This window comes from Psychrobacter cibarius, from assembly GCA_030686115.1.
Classification (GTDB): Bacteria; Pseudomonadota; Gammaproteobacteria; order Pseudomonadales; family Moraxellaceae; genus Psychrobacter; species Psychrobacter cibarius_C.
The window spans coordinates 1,977,431-1,996,236 of record CP131612.1; the positions used below are offsets into that span (position 1 = coordinate 1,977,431).

General features: G+C 43.6%; 10 protein-coding genes. 5 read left to right on the forward strand and 5 right to left on the reverse strand.

The window, feature by feature from the left end; all coding sequences use genetic code 11:
• Positions 1 to 47: 47 nt before the first annotated feature.
• From Q6344_08205 to Q6344_08225, 5 genes are all read right to left on the reverse strand, one after another.
• On the reverse strand, positions 48 to 7,955 hold the full coding sequence (locus tag Q6344_08205) for an Ig-like domain-containing protein (protein WLG12592.1): 7,908 nt from the start codon (positions 7,953 to 7,955) through the stop codon (positions 48 to 50).
• Between the two features lie 58 nt (positions 7,956 to 8,013).
• Entirely contained in the window at positions 8,014 to 8,985 is a 972-nt protein-coding gene (locus Q6344_08210; protein ID WLG12593.1) for an OmpA family protein, read from the reverse strand.
• A gap of 944 nt (positions 8,986 to 9,929) precedes the next feature.
• Positions 9,930 to 10,598, reverse strand: coding sequence for a cupin domain-containing protein (locus tag Q6344_08215; GenBank protein WLG12594.1), 669 nt, complete (start codon positions 10,596 to 10,598; stop codon positions 9,930 to 9,932).
• 124 nt (positions 10,599 to 10,722) lie between these two features.
• Entirely contained in the window at positions 10,723 to 11,586 is an 864-nt protein-coding gene (locus Q6344_08220; GenBank protein WLG12595.1) for a universal stress protein, read from the reverse strand.
• Positions 11,587 to 11,648: 62 nt separating this feature from the next.
• Positions 11,649 to 11,846 (reverse strand): hypothetical protein, encoded by a 198-nt coding sequence (locus Q6344_08225; GenBank protein WLG12596.1) that lies wholly within the window; start codon positions 11,844 to 11,846, stop codon positions 11,649 to 11,651.
• 36 nt (positions 11,847 to 11,882) lie between these two features.
• On the opposite strand from Q6344_08225, the gene Q6344_08230 reads away from it, so the two are divergent.
• From Q6344_08230 to Q6344_08250, 5 genes are all read left to right on the forward strand, one after another.
• Positions 11,883 to 12,416, forward strand: coding sequence for a DUF2058 domain-containing protein (locus Q6344_08230; protein WLG12597.1), 534 nt, complete (start codon positions 11,883 to 11,885; stop codon positions 12,414 to 12,416).
• A 377-nt stretch (positions 12,417 to 12,793) separates the two neighbouring features.
• Positions 12,794 to 13,198, forward strand: a complete 405-nt coding sequence (locus Q6344_08235; GenBank protein WLG12598.1) for a hypothetical protein — start codon at positions 12,794 to 12,796, stop codon at positions 13,196 to 13,198.
• A gap of 243 nt (positions 13,199 to 13,441) precedes the next feature.
• Positions 13,442 to 15,628: an FAD-dependent oxidoreductase gene (locus Q6344_08240; protein WLG12599.1), complete on the forward strand. Its 2,187-nt coding sequence runs from the start codon at positions 13,442 to 13,444 to the stop codon at positions 15,626 to 15,628.
• Positions 15,629 to 15,679: 51 nt separating this feature from the next.
• Positions 15,680 to 16,987 (forward strand): ABC transporter substrate-binding protein, encoded by a 1,308-nt coding sequence (locus Q6344_08245; protein WLG12600.1) that lies wholly within the window; start codon positions 15,680 to 15,682, stop codon positions 16,985 to 16,987.
• Entirely contained in the window at positions 16,984 to 18,771 is a 1,788-nt protein-coding gene (locus Q6344_08250) for an ABC transporter permease subunit (protein ID WLG12601.1), read from the forward strand. Before Q6344_08245 ends, Q6344_08250 begins: the two co-directional genes overlap by 4 nt.
• Positions 18,772 to 18,806: the final 35 nt, after the last annotated feature.

The window sequence follows — 18,806 nt, forward strand, 5'->3', positions numbered from 1 at the left end:
GTAAAAAACGCTCCCTTACTGGAAGCGCTTTTAAAATCGCAATTAAATTAGATGACGTTGGCAATTTCAGTATCAATGTAAACTTGAGAAGAAAGGTTGTTTTCTATCTGCCATACGTTATATGTCTGTCCTGCATTATCAGTCACTGTTTGACCTGTATTTGCCCAATCGCTACCTTGCAAGTCAACAGTATCGTCACTGTCACCTTTAACATAGATAGGATTTGACACTTTGGCGTTGACGATATCTTCCTCTCGAATATTTAAAGTATTGGCACCAGTTCCACTGATATCAATCATTTCGGTTTCAAAGATATCTGAGAAACTGATGGTCTGCTCAGATCCCGTCAAATTGAAAACATCAGTGTCTTCATTGAAGCTCATAAATGATACGTCAGCATTGTTATTGGCAGTCTCGATACCGTCCTCACCAATTGCTCTGCCTGTCACACCGACTTGCCAATCAATACTGCTTAATAACTCGTTGAGATCCGTCGCTGTCACTTGCAACAACGCTTCATATTCGGTATTACCATTACGATCTACCATAAGAACGCCATTTTCGTAAGCAAGGTAGTCGCCGATATTACCTGATGTTTGGTTACCATCAAGTAATCCAGTAAGGTCGATCTTATCACCTTGCGCTTCGCTAAAATCGGTCCAGATATCAACACCGTTATTGCCATTACCACCTTCTGTGCCATTTAAATTATTAAATATTAAGGTGTCAGCACCTGACCCCATAGTGAAACTATCATCGGCAGCAGATCCAACTGCGATATCATCATAAATAGAAGCTGTTATGTTTTTGCCAACATTTATTTCTAATGAAGCAGTTCCTTTGACACCTGTCACAGAGGTGGTTTGATAAGTAAAACTTTCAATCCCAAAGCTCTCACCATTTGGTAGATAGCTATAGCTACCATCTTTAGAAACAGTCAAAGTGCCATACAAGCCTTCGATATCAATCGATTTTGCGCCTTGATTTGGGTCACTGATAAAGACAGACTTATTCCCAACTTTGATTTCAGTGATATTACTCAGCCCTTGATCATTATCATTACCAGCAATCAAGGAGCCAGCAACAGCAATCACGTCATCGGCTGTATAATCTGCTGAATGGATGACTGTGGTATCAAAAGATATACTCTGTAAGTTGCCTTTGTTAGTAGTAATCGTCAGCTCATAATTACCTGCAGGCAAATCAGGTAATGAAGCGCTCAATGATGCACTGGCTTTTGTCCCTTCCACTGATCCAGTAAAGCTCTCACCAGTTGTGGTATTTAATAATGTATAGGTAATAGTTATATTAGAACCACCAAGAATATTAAGAGAACTAGCGGTAGCTTCTATAACAATTGGGGCAGCGGCATCATGTTCAGCGATCTCAAATTCTTTTGAATAAGATTTGCCATAATCACCTATTTTGTCTGGTTCATTAATACTGATATTGGTTACCGTATTTTGCGTTTGTACTGCCACTTTATTAAAATCATCAACCGCAGTATGAGTGCTGATCTTGATATTTAGAGTTTCAACCGTAGCTTTACCATTGGCGTCTTTAGTCACTAACCTGAATGAGTCAACCTCACCATACGGCGGCTGCCAATTAGGATCACTAGCATTATTGTTTACGCTATAGGTGTACTCGCCATTTGCATCGATGGTGAGCTGTCCGTACTTACCTTGATAAGTCATAGGCGAGCCTGAAGTGACCAACGTTTCGCCAACTTTGAGTATCACGGTACTAGCATCTGGGGTTGCATCCCCTGCTATCTGACCCATAAAACTAGATGGTGAGTTGTAGTCATAGATTTTATCGTAATCTACATATAAGCCATTGCCACTGAGTACTCCGACACCGCCTGCGGTTAATAAAACGGCTTTATAGTCACCTTCACCAAACTTTAGAGTCAATGGATCTGATCTTCCACCAAGCAATGGAACATTGAACCAGTTTTTCTCAAAGTGCACTTGTACATATTGCCCCGTACTTTCATCTAGCTTATAAACAGCCATGCTGTAAGTTTTTGCAATATCTACTCCACCACCGCTACCATGTAAGGTGAGCTCACGCACTTGGTTATCACCGACCGTAAACTCAAGTGGCGGCTTGCCTCCTAATAGCTCAAGATCCAACACTGACGACGATCCAAGACTTAAGTCAAGAACCCCAAAACCAACAGCATCTTTAATGTCAGAATCCGCTGTATCTAAGGTTACGGTGGGCTCAATATCGACGACTAAGCTTTCATCTATCTTAATTTGTTTGTCAGCAGGGAGTATATTCAACTGAATAGTGAGATCTGCAGACGCGGTATTACCGTCTGGTGATGCAATCGTATAAGTGAAACTCTCCTCACTGCCATAAGGTCCACGGAAGTCGTCATTAACCTTATAATCATAAGTACCATCAGGCGATATTGTCAGTGTTCCATATTGTCCTTGAATGGTGTTACTACCTGTTTCAAGTTCTTCTACACCATTCACAGAAGTTATTGAAATAACTGTGGTACCACTTGGCAATTCGTCATAACTAAAGCTGGAGTCTTCATCATCTAAAATATTTCCTGTAACTGAGCCACTGACTTCCGTTGCTTGGGAATAGTCTAAAACCACATCTTTTTCAAACTGTAAAGTATAACCTGTCAGTGCCGAGACACCTTCACCACCAGACATCACAAAGAGCCATTGACCTTCATCTAAGCTAAAATCAGTATCTTTGGACACCCCACCTAATAAATAGGACACCACCCAGTTTTCTTTTACTTCCTGTAGCTCCCATTCATTTGTAGACTCGTTCAATTTATATAAGCTCAAGTCCATAGTGCCAACAACCTGTACACCGCCAGCATTACCTTTGACAGTCACTTCGCGCACTTGATTTTCACCTACCTCAAGTACCACTGAGTTTTTGATGACATCAGCGACAACGCCTGCTCCTAGTACTGGCCCTAAACTTGCACCAACCACGGTAAAGCCTGTCTTATTCAAATCTGATGGTTTCTCATTCGGTATTTCTAGCGGATTAGCAACTAATTGTAAATCCACAAAATTATCAGCGGCGGCGATGATTTCAGTAGTATTAACTACATAGTCTTTGGTGGTATTTACAATACTTGTATTACCTGCTTTATCGGTTGCTGTAATACTCACTTCAATACGCTTATCAGCATCGGCCACCAGAGCCGCACCTGGCACTTCAATACTAAAATTACCAGCAAGGTCTACCACACCTGAATAGATCACGCCATTAACCGTCATCGTCAAAGCGTCGCCTTCACGATAATCACCAGAAACGGTGCCAGTAACAGCGATACTACCTTCCGCCTCTATCGCATTGATAACGTTATCGCCAGTCACATCATCAATGATAATCTCAGTAGTAGTATCATTAGGAGCAATGGTATCGATAGTAATCGTCGCTTTAGTAACATCAGAGCCAACTGTAGATGTCGCTGTCAGAATCTCAGCGCCTTCTCCCATGGCAGCAACTTGTGCCGAGCCAATAGCAATGCTCCATTTGTTATTGACTCCCACAACCGCAGTGCCAATAATATCGCCTGCTTGGTTGGTTAAAGTGATGGTATCGCCTACCGCACCAGTACCTGTCACATTAAAGCCATTAACGGCTTCATCAGCATTGACAATATTGTCACCAGCAATTGGAGAGGTAATAGTCAAGGCCGTAGCTGGAACAATAGTAATATCAGCGGTCTCAGAACTAACGTTACCTGCTGGATCGTTAGCAGTGATCGTCAAGGTTTCTAGCCCTTGATTCATGTTGGCAATGTTTTGCTCAGTGACAGTAATAGACCATTTGCCATTAGCTCCTACAACGGCTGTACCAAGCTCACCATTTATCCCATAAGTTAAGGTAATCGTATCGCCTGCCGTACCAGTACCCGTCACATTAAAGCCATCGATGGCTTCGTCAGCATTAACGACGTTATCGCCTGCAATAGGTCTGTCGACAGTTAATACTGCAACCGTATCAATGATGATATCTAATGCGGTACTTGGCGTGCTGCTGTTACCCGCTTTGTCTGTTACCGTGGCAACAATACTATAATCGCCATCTTCGATAATACCGTTAGGGTCACTAGGTATGGTGACATCTGAGATGCCAGATGTGGCTTCAGTAGCTGTGACAGTGTGCGTGACTTCTATTGGAGCGCCTCCACCCGTTGGCGTCACGGTTAGAGTGATGCTATCACCTGCTAGAGTACCTGTCGGCAGGGTAATTTGAGTTTGAATGCCATCGGCAATCTCGTCAGCGTTGATGCCCTCCTCAGCTTCTGGTATGGCTATGACTGGGGCAACTTGGGTGGCGCCGTCTTGACCGCCAGGTGCAGTAGTGTCGACGGTGATATTCACTACTGGGCCATTGCCACTTTCGTTTCCAGCACTGTCTTTAAGGTTGTAGCTGATATCATGCGTACCTTCTGCTAAGGCAGTATTTGGAGTCAAGGTGATGGTACCATCAGCATTTTCTACGATGGTTGCCTCAACCACTTTACCATCAACAACTAGTTGAGCAATTTCATCAACGCCTAAGGTGCCAGCAGGAATGGTGATACTTGGGGTGTTGTCATTGGTGACCTCACCTGCTTGGATGATTTCTGGAATATCTAAGATATCTCCACTGCCATCATTGGCAACGTTATCAGTAACAATAAAGGATGCTATTGGCGCATCAGGCGCGGTGGTGTCCACAGTATAGGCTTTGTCCTGAGTCACTGTCCCTGTGTTGCCTGCTGCATCCGTGGCTTCAATGCTCACGCGCACGTTGGTATCAGCAGCAAGGTCGCTACCGGCAACCTCAACACTGAATAGGCCATTGGCACCAACTATACCAGTGCTCTTGATGCCATTCACGGTTACGGTAACGGCATCGCCTATGGTGACGTCCCCTGCCACTTGACCGGTAATCGTGACCTGAGCGGCGGCTTCTTGGCTGTTGATGATGTTGTCATCGGTTAGGCTGTCGATGGTGATTGTGGTGCTGGTGTTATCAGGCGCGGTGGTGTCTACCACACCGATGGTTTCGGTCAATGCTGCGGATTCGTTACCAGCAGCATCTTTAATGCTGGCAGTGATATCAAGGGTGTCTCCTTCAGCTGGTGCTGGGACTTTTACGGTCACCTGATTTGCGGTGATGTCGGCGTCGGTTATCACTTGCTCTTCACCATTGACGATGAGGGTATCACCAGCGACGGCATTATCAGGAAGGCCTATGACAACGTCTACGTTGCCATCAATATCAATTTCTACTGCGCTGAGGAAGCCGTCACCATTGCCGACGGTAATGTCGGTTGGCGCATCAGGCGCGGCGGTGTCCACAGTATAGGCTTTGTCCTGAGTCACTGTCCCTGTGTTGCCTGCTGCATCCGTGGCTTCAATGCTCACGCGCACGTTGGTATCAGCAGCAAGGTCGCTACCAGCAACCTCAACACTGAATAGGCCATTAGCACCAACTGTACCAGTGCTCTTGATGCCATTAACGGTTACGGTAACGGCATCGCCTATGGTGAAGTCCCCTGCCACTTGACCGGTAATCGTGACCTGAGCGGCGGCTTCTTGGCTGTTGATGATGTTGTCATCGGTTAGGCTGTCGATGGTGATTGTGGTGCTGGTGTTATCAGGCGCGGTGGTGTCTACAGTATAGGCTTTGTCCTGAGTCACTGTCCCTGTGTTGCCTGCTGCATCCGTGGCTTCAATGCTCACGCGCACGTTGGTATCAGCAGCAAGGTCGCTACCGGCAACCTCAACACTGAATAGGCCATTGGCACCAACTATACCAGTGCTCTTGATGCCATTCACGGTTACGGTAACGGCATCGCCTATGGTGACGTCCCCTGCCACTTGACCGGTAATCGTGACCTGAGCGGCGGCTTCTTGGCTGTTGATGATGTTGTCATCGGTTAGGCTGTCGATGGTGATTGTGGTGCTGGTGTTATCAGGCGCGGTGGTGTCTACCACACCGATGGTTTCGGTCAATGCTGCGGATTCGTTACCAGCAGCATCTTTAATGCTGGCAGTGATATCAAGGGTGTCTCCTTCAGCTGGTGCTGGGACTTTTACGGTCACCTGATTTGCGGTGATGTCGGCGTCGGTTATCACTTGCTCTTCACCATTGACGATGAGGGTATCACCAGCGACGGCATTATCAGGAAGGCCTATGACAACGTCTACGTTGCCATCAATATCAATTTCTGCGGTGCTGAGGAAGCCGTCACCATTGCCGACGGTAATGTCGGTTGGCGCATCAGGCGCGGCGGTGTCCACAGTATAGGCTTTGTCCTGAGTCACTGTCCCTGTGTTGCCTGCTGCATCCGTGGCTTCAATGCTCACGCGCACGTTGGTATCAGCAGCAAGGTCGCTACCGGCAACCTCAACACTGAATAGGCCATTAGCACCAACTATACCAGTGCTCTTGATGCCATTCACGGTTACGGTAACGGCATCGCCTATGGTGACGTCCCCTGCCACTTGACCGGTAATCGTGACCTGAGCGGCGGCTTCTTGGCTGTTGATGATGTTGTCATCGGTTAGGCTGTCGATGGTGATTGTGGTGCTGGTGTTATCAGGCGCGGTGGTGTCTACCACACCGATGGTTTCGGTCAATGCTGCGGATTCGTTACCAGCAGCATCTTTAATGCTGGCAGTGATATCAAGGGTGTCTCCTTCAGCTGGTGCTGGGACTTTTACGGTCACCTGATTTGCGGTGATGTCGGCGTCGGTTATCACTTGCTCTTCACCATTGACGATGAGGGTATCACCAGCGACGGCATTATCAGGAAGGCCTATGACAACGTCTACGTTGCCATCAATATCAATTTCTGCGGTGCTGAGGAAGCCGTCACCATTGCCGACGGTAATGTCGGTTGGCGCATCAGGCGCGGCGGTGTCTTCTGCCAAAATATCAGTAGGCTCAGACTTATTCCCCGCTATATCAGTGGCCGTCACAGTGATAGTCTCACCATCGACTAGTGGCATATCACTGGTGTCCACCTCATAGTTACCATCTTCGTCGGCAGTCACTGTATAGTCAGGAGCGCCATCACCATTTGTGTCTACACTAACAATGGCATCCGGCTCAGTAGTTCCTGTAATAAGCGTACCTTCAGGATTAATCTCAGCGGTTGGCGCATCAGGCGCGGTTAAATCAGGAGCCACTATATTGGTGGAATCAGAAGTATTCCCTGCATTATCTGTTAAGGTTGCTTCTATTTCTTCTCCATCTACTTGCGGTGGAACCAAGTCAACTTCAAATTCACCATTTTCATTAACTATACCTTCCCCAATGGTAGTACCATTTGGATCTGTTATTTCAACGTTGGCACCTGGCTCACCCTTACCCGTTACTTTACTACCATCTTCACTGATTACTAAATCTGTTGGCGCATCGGGAGCTGTGATATCAATTGAAGGCCTATTGTCACTATTATTGTTATCATTATCACTACTACCTAGAGCAGCGCCTATTAACCCTACTCCTGCAAGACCAACTAGCCATGGCAATGCATCAAAGCTCTCAGCTTCTGTAGCACCTACCCACCAAGGAGTCGCTTGGGCATTCCCACCTAGCGCCTGACCTTGTATATCGCCTATCTGTAGCTCAGTGACATAATCTGCCACTTCACCTGTATCAGGAACATAGTAATAATAACTACCATCTTCAGCGACGCCAATGAGCGCGCTATCAACATCATCATAGAATCCTTCAATAATGAGATCAGGATCTAGACTGTCATTTTCAAAAGAAATATGAAGATCTTTATCTATTCGCTTAGTAACAATATGGTTCGGAGCTCGACCAGTTGTTTCATCAAGGAGCTCATAATTAATTTTATCGGCGGCTTTTATTGTAGTAGGTGTGCCCTGCTTTGTGACGACCTTGTGTTCAGCAACCGTTTCATTTTGCGTGTTTACTTTGACAGTGATAGTGCTCATAAAATCATCCTTGATTAATTAATTCTAAATGAAATAAGTATCAATTTAGAATGATGAGTTAATTTGGTTGGTTGTCTTGGCTAACAGTAGCAACAACTCGGCGGTTATTTTGCCGTCCCTGCTCAGTGTCATTGGTGTCGATAGGCATAGATTCGCCATAACCTATAGCGCTTAAACGCATAGCTTCAATACCATATTGATCTATTAAAATATCTTTAACGAGGTTTGCACGGGACTGAGAAAGCTTGAGATTATAACTTTCAGACCCTCTGCTATCGGTGTGACCTTCTAAGGTAACGTCCGATTTTGGATAAGAATGAATAAAATCCACCATACCATCTAGCACAGCATGATTATTACTTGTCATATCTGCACTATCAAAATCAAACAATATATTGAATTGCTTAGGATTTTTAATTTTTATTTGATTGTTAGTCGAAGAACTTTGGAGAGAGGTTTGCGGTAGCATTTGGTTTGCCGTATTACAATTTGATAAAACACGGCTTATTTGATGGTTTTGACGCATACTTTGATTTAATAATGACAAGGCTTCATCAGCTGATACTTGCTGAATAGCAGGGTTACCTGCCTTTGATAGACTTATTTTTAAATACGTCGTTGTTTGAGGTACAAGCGGATAACTCTCAGAATAAGAAACAATCTTACCGCTTTCTTTATCTAAGATAGAAGCACTGATAAGCTGAGAGCCATGGCAAATAATTTTTTCTGAATAGTAGCCATTCTGTAGACTGGTATGAAAAACCTCATCACGCCCAATACTTATATTGATATTATTTTGATTCTCACTATCATCAGCATGACGAAAAACAACAATCCTACTCTCATTGGTTTTCAAATTACTGTCGATGGGTACGCGAAACAATTCGCCATTTTTGTCCCACACAGCTTGTTTAACTTGATAATGAGAGTCAGAATCAAATGACATTCGCTCATTTTTTACCGTTTGACAGCCTAATAGGCTCATTGCTGCACAAAGTGTTACTGGTAATAGTAAATTTCTGCTATCCATAGCATTTCATCCTAATAAACGAAAAATTCAGTAAAGATCTATCCCTTTATTTTCACCTTAGTATTTCTAGATAACCAAACAAAAAAATCTAATACGCTTTTTTATAAAGCGCTTACTTTTTTATTATTACCACAACATAAACTTTATTATAGCTCGCTATATTTTTATTGCAATCATATAATTTTTTTAAATTTTATAAATATTCTTATTTTCGAATATAAAAAAACTGTTTGAGCTAGCTTTGTACGATCAATCATTAAATCTATGGAAATCATTAATTGGCATAACCTACTGTTTATTCTTCGCTTTCTATCATTGAAATTAATTTATTCAAATATGTGAATATATAAGAATAGATTAACTCCTATAGGCTTTTTTTAATAACTGAGGATGCGTTTTTATCACCGAGATATAGGGGACTTAAGATCGTTTCTCATGCAGGAATGCTTAGCTGGTAGCTGAATTTTTTCGACGTAAATATTTATCATAAAACTGCTAAGTGAGTACCGATAAAGCGATAAGGTATAAAAAGTTAGATGAGAAATCTCAATCAATGACTCAGCATGACGACTTATCGCACTACTTCGGTAGAGAAAGTGTCGTTGTCTAGGATTTTTTATTAATAAAAAGACCAGTAAACGAAAGGAATGGTTGTTGGAAAATACCCATTAGATATGGCTATTCAACAATTTTTTTAATAAAAAAGCTATATAGGTATAAATAAAATTTATGATTAGTCGAATATTATATATTGAATAATATATGAAATGGTCACTGTCACTTGATACTCATGAGATAGGATTTTTAGTGGAAAGCGACTTTGATAGTGCGGCATTGATTGTACGTAGATAATATAGTGCCTAAAGCCAGCGTGAATAATCTACAACCAAACAACTTGGTTATGGATTATTCACGCGCACCGCATGCTCAGCTCAGAAAAATGCTTACAACCCTATCACTTGCATTAAATGCCCTGTCTTGAGATACACTGTAGCTCCTTCAGATCCTGCCTGTATTTGCGCATGCTCACCTGCTGGCAGACGTATCCAGCCGCTGCGCTGATAAACTTGACCCTCATCTATCAACTCGCCTGCTAACACCAGTATTTCTGCACCGCCACAGACTGCCTCATTAAACAGTAACTCGCCTGCCTTGATACGCTGCAAACTCACTTGCTCATTATCACCCGAGAATAGAAGACAAACATCACGGCTGCCCTGTTGTTGCCAATGAGCCTTATCTTTAGTATTGATAGCCACATAATGAGGTTCATCAGCTGGCATTTGACGTAGCTTGACGAAAATCACTGCGCCTTCATCACTATAGGGCTTGTGTCCTGAGGTCGGTGGATTGCGCAAATACCAACCTGCTGGGTAATGTTTGTCATCTGCAGAAAAAGTACCTGACAATACTAAAATCTCTTCACCATATGGATGTAGATGATGCGGAAAATAAGAATTGGGTGCATAGCGTACAAGGCTAGTGGCACGTGCTTTTTCTGCACCCACACGGTCAAGCATCACGCGCTCTACCCCATTTTGTGGTGACTTAATCCACTGGTGTTGTTCAGGTGTAAGGGCAGCGCGGCGAGTAAAGTCTGCATTAATAAGCATAAACCATGTCCAAAAATAGTATGATGAGATGATCCTTTAGCAAACGTCAGATATGCTCACTGAACGTCATCGACAGCTAAAGGCGCAATGATTGCACCTCGCTATTATAAACCTTACCGAGTTTTCAACGTACTAAAATCACAGGAGATAGCGTGCTGGCGATAATTTCTGTCGTGGTACTACCAAGGAATAATTGTTGCAATTTCGAATGCCCGTAAGCACCCACCACCATCATATCAATGTTGTTTTCTACCTGAAACCTTAACAAGCCGTCGACGGCATCGGAGGCAGATAAATGATGTGCCGCGACGCTAAAACCTGCATCCTCCAATTGTGCCGCTGCGGCGCTTAAGCTTTGTTTTGACGCGTCGTTATGATTGCCTATCATGACGATATGCCCTTGTAAACCTTTTAGCACAGGACTCCTCGCAACCATCCATGCTGCTTTGATAGCCGTTTTGCTACCATCAAAAGCTATCATGTATGAGCTGGGTTCTTTGAACGTCTCTGAGCAAATCAATATAGGAACGTCAGATGCGCGGGCAACGGTTTCGATTTGGCTACCGATATTAATACGGCTGCTTTTGTGATCTTCACCTCGGCGTCCCATGACGATGGCACGATTTTCTGCTTTAAAATGCTCAATGGCAGGTAACAGCTTGCCGCGACGTTGATAGATACGAATATCGACTTGAGTAAAGTTGCCTTGGATATGGCTTTTTGCGTCTTGTACCAAAGCATTGCTATAACTGTTCACCACCTTCGCTCTTTGCTCGTCTAACTGCGTCAATTCTTCTAATAGAAACTGGCGGCTATTGACTCCTATTGCGCCTGACAAATCGCGTCTGGTGGAGGCTGGAACCTCACTCACATGCAACAATGCTACGGGTAAATTTAACTTTCTGGCATACCATGCTGCATAGTCACAAACCGATTCAGTCACTGCCGAGCCGTCTATACAGGCTAAAATGTGCTGTGATGTTGTCATATTCCATCCTTAAATTTAACGATTTAATCCTATACAGCTTTCTATACCCACTATAAATATGGTCACCGAAAAACATAGTTACCAAAGAACATGGTTACCAAAGAACATAGCGGCAAAAAAATCATATCCATTGCCTTGATAATAACCAATTTAAACGGCTTCAGCCAGCGATGTGTGCCCACTTCTACCATAATTAAAAAAGTCTTGTCATCGTCTAACAACATGCCGTAGCGAATTTTGCTACAATGGTTTTTTAGCATTTATGATTTAAGTATCCTTATCTAGGTGATAGAATTATGGCAAAAAATGCCCTACAGGCTCAGTTATTAAAAGCGGGATTGGTGGATAGCAAAAAAGCCAAGAAAATCAGCAAGCAGACTCAGCATGCCAAGCGTACTGGTGACTCAGAAAGCATGGAAGCGAAAAAAGCGTTGGCAGAAGCCCAAGCAAAAAAACTAGAGAAAGATCAAAAGCTCAATCAAGAAAAGCAACGTATTTTAGAAGAGAAGATGCTCAAGGCTAATATCGTCCAAATGATTAAGCAGCATCAGATTGCCGATACCAATGGCGATGTTAATTATCAATTTGTCGATAATGCTAAGGTTAAAAAAATCTTTGTCACTCAAAAACTATATGACCAAATCGTCGCCGGTCATGTGGTGATTGCACGCTTAGAAGAAGGCTATGCCCTACTTCCTCGTCCGTTGGCAGATCGCATCGATGCAAAAATGGAGGGCTTCATGGTCGTGTCTAACGATACATCAGAAGAAGTACTGGCAGAAGATGATCCTTATGCCGCCTATGTGATTCCAGATGATTTGATGTGGTAACCGCTTAATTTCATCATACTTATGATATAAGCCAAAAGCCTTTCATGGACTATCCCAGTCTATGAAGGGCTTTTTATTGTACGAAAAGCAACAACCTTTAACCCAGCATTGCTGCTTTGGTTGAAAAACGTAACGATGCTCTGGAACAGTAGCATGCTTGAGGCTACGAACTTGAACAACCATTCAATAACAACTACAATGCGGTTTATTAACCTACTGAGCGGTAATATTTTGTCTAATTTTGAGTAATCACTCAAAATAAACACTTTATTCATGCTTACTGCCTGACAATAGTAGTCATTGCCAGATATTTCATTGATTAGACTTGCCAAGCTCTTTTGCACTCACTTTTAACGCTTATTAAGAATAAATAACTTATGCCAAAACATCTCCCTCTTTCACTGTTATTGCTTCGACTGGGTATTTTCATTGTTTTTTTAGTTTGGACTTTAGATAAGCTGATTAATCCTGATCATGCCGCAGGCGTCTTTTCTAGTTTTTATGGTTTTGAAAGTATAGGCGACACCGTGTTTTATGTCATTGGCGCGGCTCAATTCATCCTCATTCTGTTGTTTGTCACAGGATTATTCAAAACTTGGACTTACGGCATCATCTTGCTACTTCATGCGATTTCAACGCTCTCAACCTTCGGCTTATACCTCAAGCCTTTTGATAACTTGTTGTTCTTTGCAGCATGGCCGATGTTGGCTGCGTGTTTAGCGCTTTTCTTAATGAGAGATTGGGATACCTTAACCTTGGGCAAAAAAGTTTCTTTAGCCTAAACATCAGTCATATTTATCGTTAGATTGGGCTGGGCTGAACATGCAAAAATATAAATACTAGCCTCCGAAACTCAAGCTCTATACTATAAAGACTACTGAGTGAGCTGTTTTATTGTATATAAATGCACAAACCATGCAAAAAACTTAACGTAATTGTCGTTACCACTAACATGGTCAAGGTTCTTAATCATAAAAGAATGACGATGACTTTAGCCTTCGCTCTACTAATTAGCCGGATATTTTATGATTAAAAGAATATTGTTAATACTGTTAATATTAATATTGGCAGCAAGCTTTTTCTACTTTGACCTCAATCAATTACTGACGCTTGACGGTTTAAAAGGCTCAATGGCGCAATTTAACGACTATAAAACGCAATCACCATTATTGATTATCGGTGGATTCTTTTTACTTTATATCGTCGTCACCGCCCTATCCTTACCGGGTGCCGCTATTTTAACGTTGGCAGCTGGTGCATTATTTGGTTTATGGCAAGGGTTACTGGTCGCCTCATTTGCCTCCAGTATTGGTGCAACACTCGCCTTTTTAACCTCACGTTACTTACTGCGTGATACGATTAAACAGCGCTTTCCTGAGCGCTTAGCAGCCATTGATGCTGGCGTTGAAAAAGAAGGCGGATTTTACTTATTTACCCTACGCTTAGTGCCGATATTTCCGTTCTTTTTGATTAATTTACTCATGGGTGTCACCGCGATTAAAGCAAGGACATTCTACTGGGTAAGCCAAATCGGTATGCTCGCGGGTACTTTTGTATTCGTTAATGCTGGTACGCAATTGGCGCAAATTGACAGTTTGTCAGGAATTTTATCGTTTAATTTAATTGTCTCATTTGCATTGTTAGGTTTCTTCCCATTAATAGCAAAAGGCATATTAAATATGCTAAAAAAACGCCGCGTCTATAAAAACTATAGAAAACCTAAAAAATTCGATCGGAACATGATCGTGATTGGCGCAGGTGCTGGCGGGCTAGTCACTAGCTATATCGCGGCGACCGTCCGAGCAAAAGTGACCTTAATCGAAGCGGGTGAAATGGGTGGCGACTGTTTAAACTATGGCTGTGTACCCAGTAAAGCCCTGATTAAAAGCGCAAAAGTCGCAGAACAAATGCGCCATGCTGAGCGTTATGGCTTGGAAAATACACCACCAGAGTTCTCATTTAAGAACGTTATGACCCGCATCCATAAAGTCATCGCTGACATCGCGCCAAATGACAGCGTCGAGCGCTATACAGACTTGGGTGTCGAAGTATTAAAAGGCTATGCCAAATTCATCGACCCATGGACAGTAGAGATTGCGTTAAACGATGGCGGCACGCAAACACTCACCGCACGTTCCATCGTTATCGCTACTGGTGCGCGCCCATTTATCCCAGACTTACCTGGTTTAGAAGAAACCGGCTATGTGACTAGCGACACCATATGGAATAAATTTACCGAATTAGAAGAAGCGCCGAAAAAGCTGGTGGTACTTGGCGGCGGACCAATTGGCTCTGAGCTGGCACAAGCTTTTGCACGCTTAGGCTCTAATGTGATTCAAATCGAAAGAGGCGCGCGTCTTATGAAAAAAGAAGACGTGGAAGTCTCAGAATTTGCGCAGAAAGTCCTCGTTGAGAGCGGCGTAAACGTTTTAACCTCGCATCAAGCGATTCGCTGTGAAGCTCGCGATGGTAAAAAGTTCATTATCGTTGAAGCGCAAGGCGGCAGTACCGTTAAGCAAGACCGTCAAAATAAGCAAGAAATCGCGATTGAATATGACGAATTGCTTTGTGCCGTTGGACGTAGTGCTCGCTTAGAAGGTTATGGTCTTGAAGATTTGGGCATCGAAACGGAACGTACCATCGATACGGATGACTATTTAGAAACTCTCTACCCCAATATATACGCCGCAGGTGATGTCGTCGGCCCTTATCAATTTACTCATGTGGCTTCCCATCAGGCATGGTACGCTGCCGTAAACGGTTTATTTGGACATTTAAAGAAGTTTAAAGTAGATTACCGCGTGATTCCGTGGACAACCTTTATCGATCCAGAAGTCACACGCGTGGGCTTAAATGAGCAAGAGGCTATCGAAAAAGGTATCGATTTTGAGATTACCCGCTACGACTTTAAAGATTTAGATCGCGCGGTGACGGAAAGCGCCAACGATGGCTTTATCAAAGTCATTACCCCTAAAGGCAAAGATAAAATACTTGGCGTGACCATCGTCGCTGAACATGCTGGGGATTTAATGCCAGAATTTATACTGGCGATGAAGCACGGTTTAGGGCTGAACAAAATACTCGGCACTATCCATATGTATCCAACGTGGGCAGAGGCTAATAAATACGCGGCTGGTGAATGGAAACGTAATCATGCGCCCGAAACGGTATTAAACTGGCTTGAGAAATACCATACATGGCGTCGAGGTTAGCTGGTTTTTTATTCACTGCGCTAAAAATATATCATCATAACGGAAACTTAAATGTACGTTATTAAATCTCTACCCGCTTTGACCACGTTAAAAAATCTAAGCCGCTATAGCACCTATGCTATGGTGCTTAGCATTTGTGTTGGTATATCAGCAAGCACTGCCTCACCCACTACTGGTAACCTTAATCAAAATTTATCATCTTGGCAACAAATAGAGGCGCAAGGGGAAAACCAAGACGTCTACTTTTATGCATGGGGCGGTGATCCACAGATCAACGCCTATCTACAGTGGGCCGCCGAACAAGTCGATGACAAATATAATATTAACTTGGTTCATGTCAAACTGAGCGACACCAGTGAAGCCGTCAGTCGTGTACTTGCAGAAAAGTCCGCCAACAACAACGATAAAGGCAGCGTTGATCTCATCTGGATAAATGGCGCCAACTTTGCCACCATGAGTGAGAATTCATTATTGCTAAAACAATGGGCGAACAAGCTGCCTAACTTTTCCTTGACCGATCCAGAGAATAATCCTGCCGTTAACTTTGATTTTGGTGTACCGACCAATGGTATGGAAGCACCATGGGGTCAAGCCTCACTGACCTTTTATTACGACAGTTTATCGACGAATAAGCCTCCAACCACTTTAAATGAGCTAGTCAATTGGACAGCGCAAAATCCCGGGCGTTTTAGTTATCCAAAGCCGCCTGACTTTTTAGGCATGAGCTTTTTAAAATATGCTTTAGTCATGCTGCACGAGCAGCAAGATGCGAAAACAGGCGAAAATACCAAAGCACAGCTCAACTTGCCAGCCACTGAGCAAAATACAGATATTATATTAGCTCCTTTATGGACGTTTTTAGATGACTTGCATCCCACCTTATGGCGCAAGGGTGAGCAATTTGTGCAAACGGGCGCGCACATGCGGCGTTTGGTCGATGATACCGAGCTGAGTTTGGCCTTTACTTTTTCTGCACCTGAAGTACCCGCGGCCGTGCAGCGTTATGACTTACCCGAGAGCATTCGTAGCTATGCAATGAGTGATGGCAGCTTAAGTAACACCCATTTTGTGGCCATTCCTTATAACGCCAGCCATCCGCAAGCCGCGCAGCTGGTCGCCAACTTTTTGCTGAGTCCAGAAGCACAGGCCAAAAAGCAAACCCCTGATATATGGGGTGATAAAACCGTACTCGTTCCCTCTACGCTCAACCCTGAGCAACAAGCGCTATTCAAAGACAATAAACCACACCCTAGCGCCCTGCCCTTTGATAGCATCAAACGTACCGTGAGTGAACCACATCCAAGCTGGGTTGATGCCATTATGCAAGGCTGGCAAGCGCGTTATGGGGTTAGCCCATGAGTAAAGATTCTAATAATAAAACGACTAAGGAAAAAGTCTATTCTGCAACAATTACTGGTATAACCGCGCCTTATAAAACAGACCTATTTACGCGCATTGTATCCTTGAGTCCGACATTTTTACTGCTGCTACTGATATTACCGGTACTCGGTGGTTTGGTGTGCGTGCTGTTACCTGCCTTTAGCTGGGTGCCTGCACTTGAGAAAACGACTGTTAATCTACAAGGCTTCCATGATCTCTGGCAGACACCCGGTCTTATCCAAATGGTCGCTTTAAGCATCGCTACTGGATTAATCAGCACGCTATTCGCTTTTGTCATGACCTTAATGATTTTGGCGGCGTTTTTTAATAGCGTTTGGCTGACTCGTATTGAGCGTTTACTGAGTCCAATCTTGGTCATTCCTCATGCAGCGGCAGCCATTGCGGTTGGTTTTTTAATTGCGCCTTCTGGTATGTTTTCACGCCTTATATCACCATGGCTAAGTGGCTGGGAATTGGCTCCGGACGGTATATTTCCATATGATCCCTACGGCATCAGCATTATCTTGGGTTTAACCTTAAAAGAGCTGCCATTTTTATTACTCATGGCACTGGGCGCTTTGGCACAACCTGAGCTTGGTAAAAAGCTACGGCAGCAGTATAAAGTTGCGCTAAATCTCGGCTATTATCCCATCACTGCCTTTTTTAAAGCGGTACTTCCTGTCCTCTATCCATTTTTACGTTTGCCTATCTTAGCCGTGCTTGCCTATGCCAGTGCCAGCGTAGAGATGCCATTGATACTCGGTCCAAACACGCCGCCAACACTGGCGGTCACTATCATGCAATGGTTTAACGATGTAGATTTAAACCTACGTATAAAAGCCTCGGCGGGCGCGTTATTACAGCTGGCTTTGACGGGTGGTTTAATCGGCTTGTGGCTAGGCGCTGAGAGAATCATTAAAACTTGTTTTAATGGTACGTTGATAAACGGCAAGCGCCACTATGCCGATGTCATATGGCAAAAAATCACCGCAGCGTTGACCACTGTGGTAATTGGCTTTATCTTGCTAGCGCTCATTGGTCTAGCAATGTGGTCAGTGGCTGGTTTTTGGCGCTTTCCCGCCGTATTGCCAGAGCAGTTGGTGTTATTGCATTTTCAAAGCGCCTTTACACAAATGGGTACACCGTTATTTAATACCGTTACTATCGGTATCGTGAGTACGATATTTGCCATTGTGCTGACTTTATTGTGTTTAGAAGCTGAGCAATTAAGTAAAAAGCCACTTTCAACATTTACCAGTTTCATTATCTATTTGCCGCTCTTAGTGCCGAGCATTGCTTTTTTATTTGGCTTAGTATGGCTACAGCAACTGGTAAATAATCAAACGGCATTTTTTAATGTGGCATTTATCCATCTGCTCTTTGTGCTGCCCTATGTTTTTTTATCGCTTGCTAGCAGTTATCGACGTCTAGACCCGCGTTTTTCTCATGTAGCGGCAAGCCTTGGTGCAACTCCTGCTAGAGTATTTTTGCAGGTCAAATTACCACAACTGTTTGCGCCATTATTAATAGCCATTGCTCTTGGTTTGGCGATTAGCTTTGGTCAATATTTACCGACATTATTAGCAGGCGGCGGACGTATCGCCACCATCACCACAGAAGCCGTAACCCTCGCCAATGGTGCCAGTAGACGCACCAGTGCGGTGTATGCCATCATCCAAATGGCGCTACCGTTAATTGGGTTTATATTGGCGTGGGTATTGCCGAAGTACTTCTTTAAAAGTGGTAAAAATAGCAGTCGTTAAAACTGTTTTTTAAAATACATTCGTTTTGAAGAACA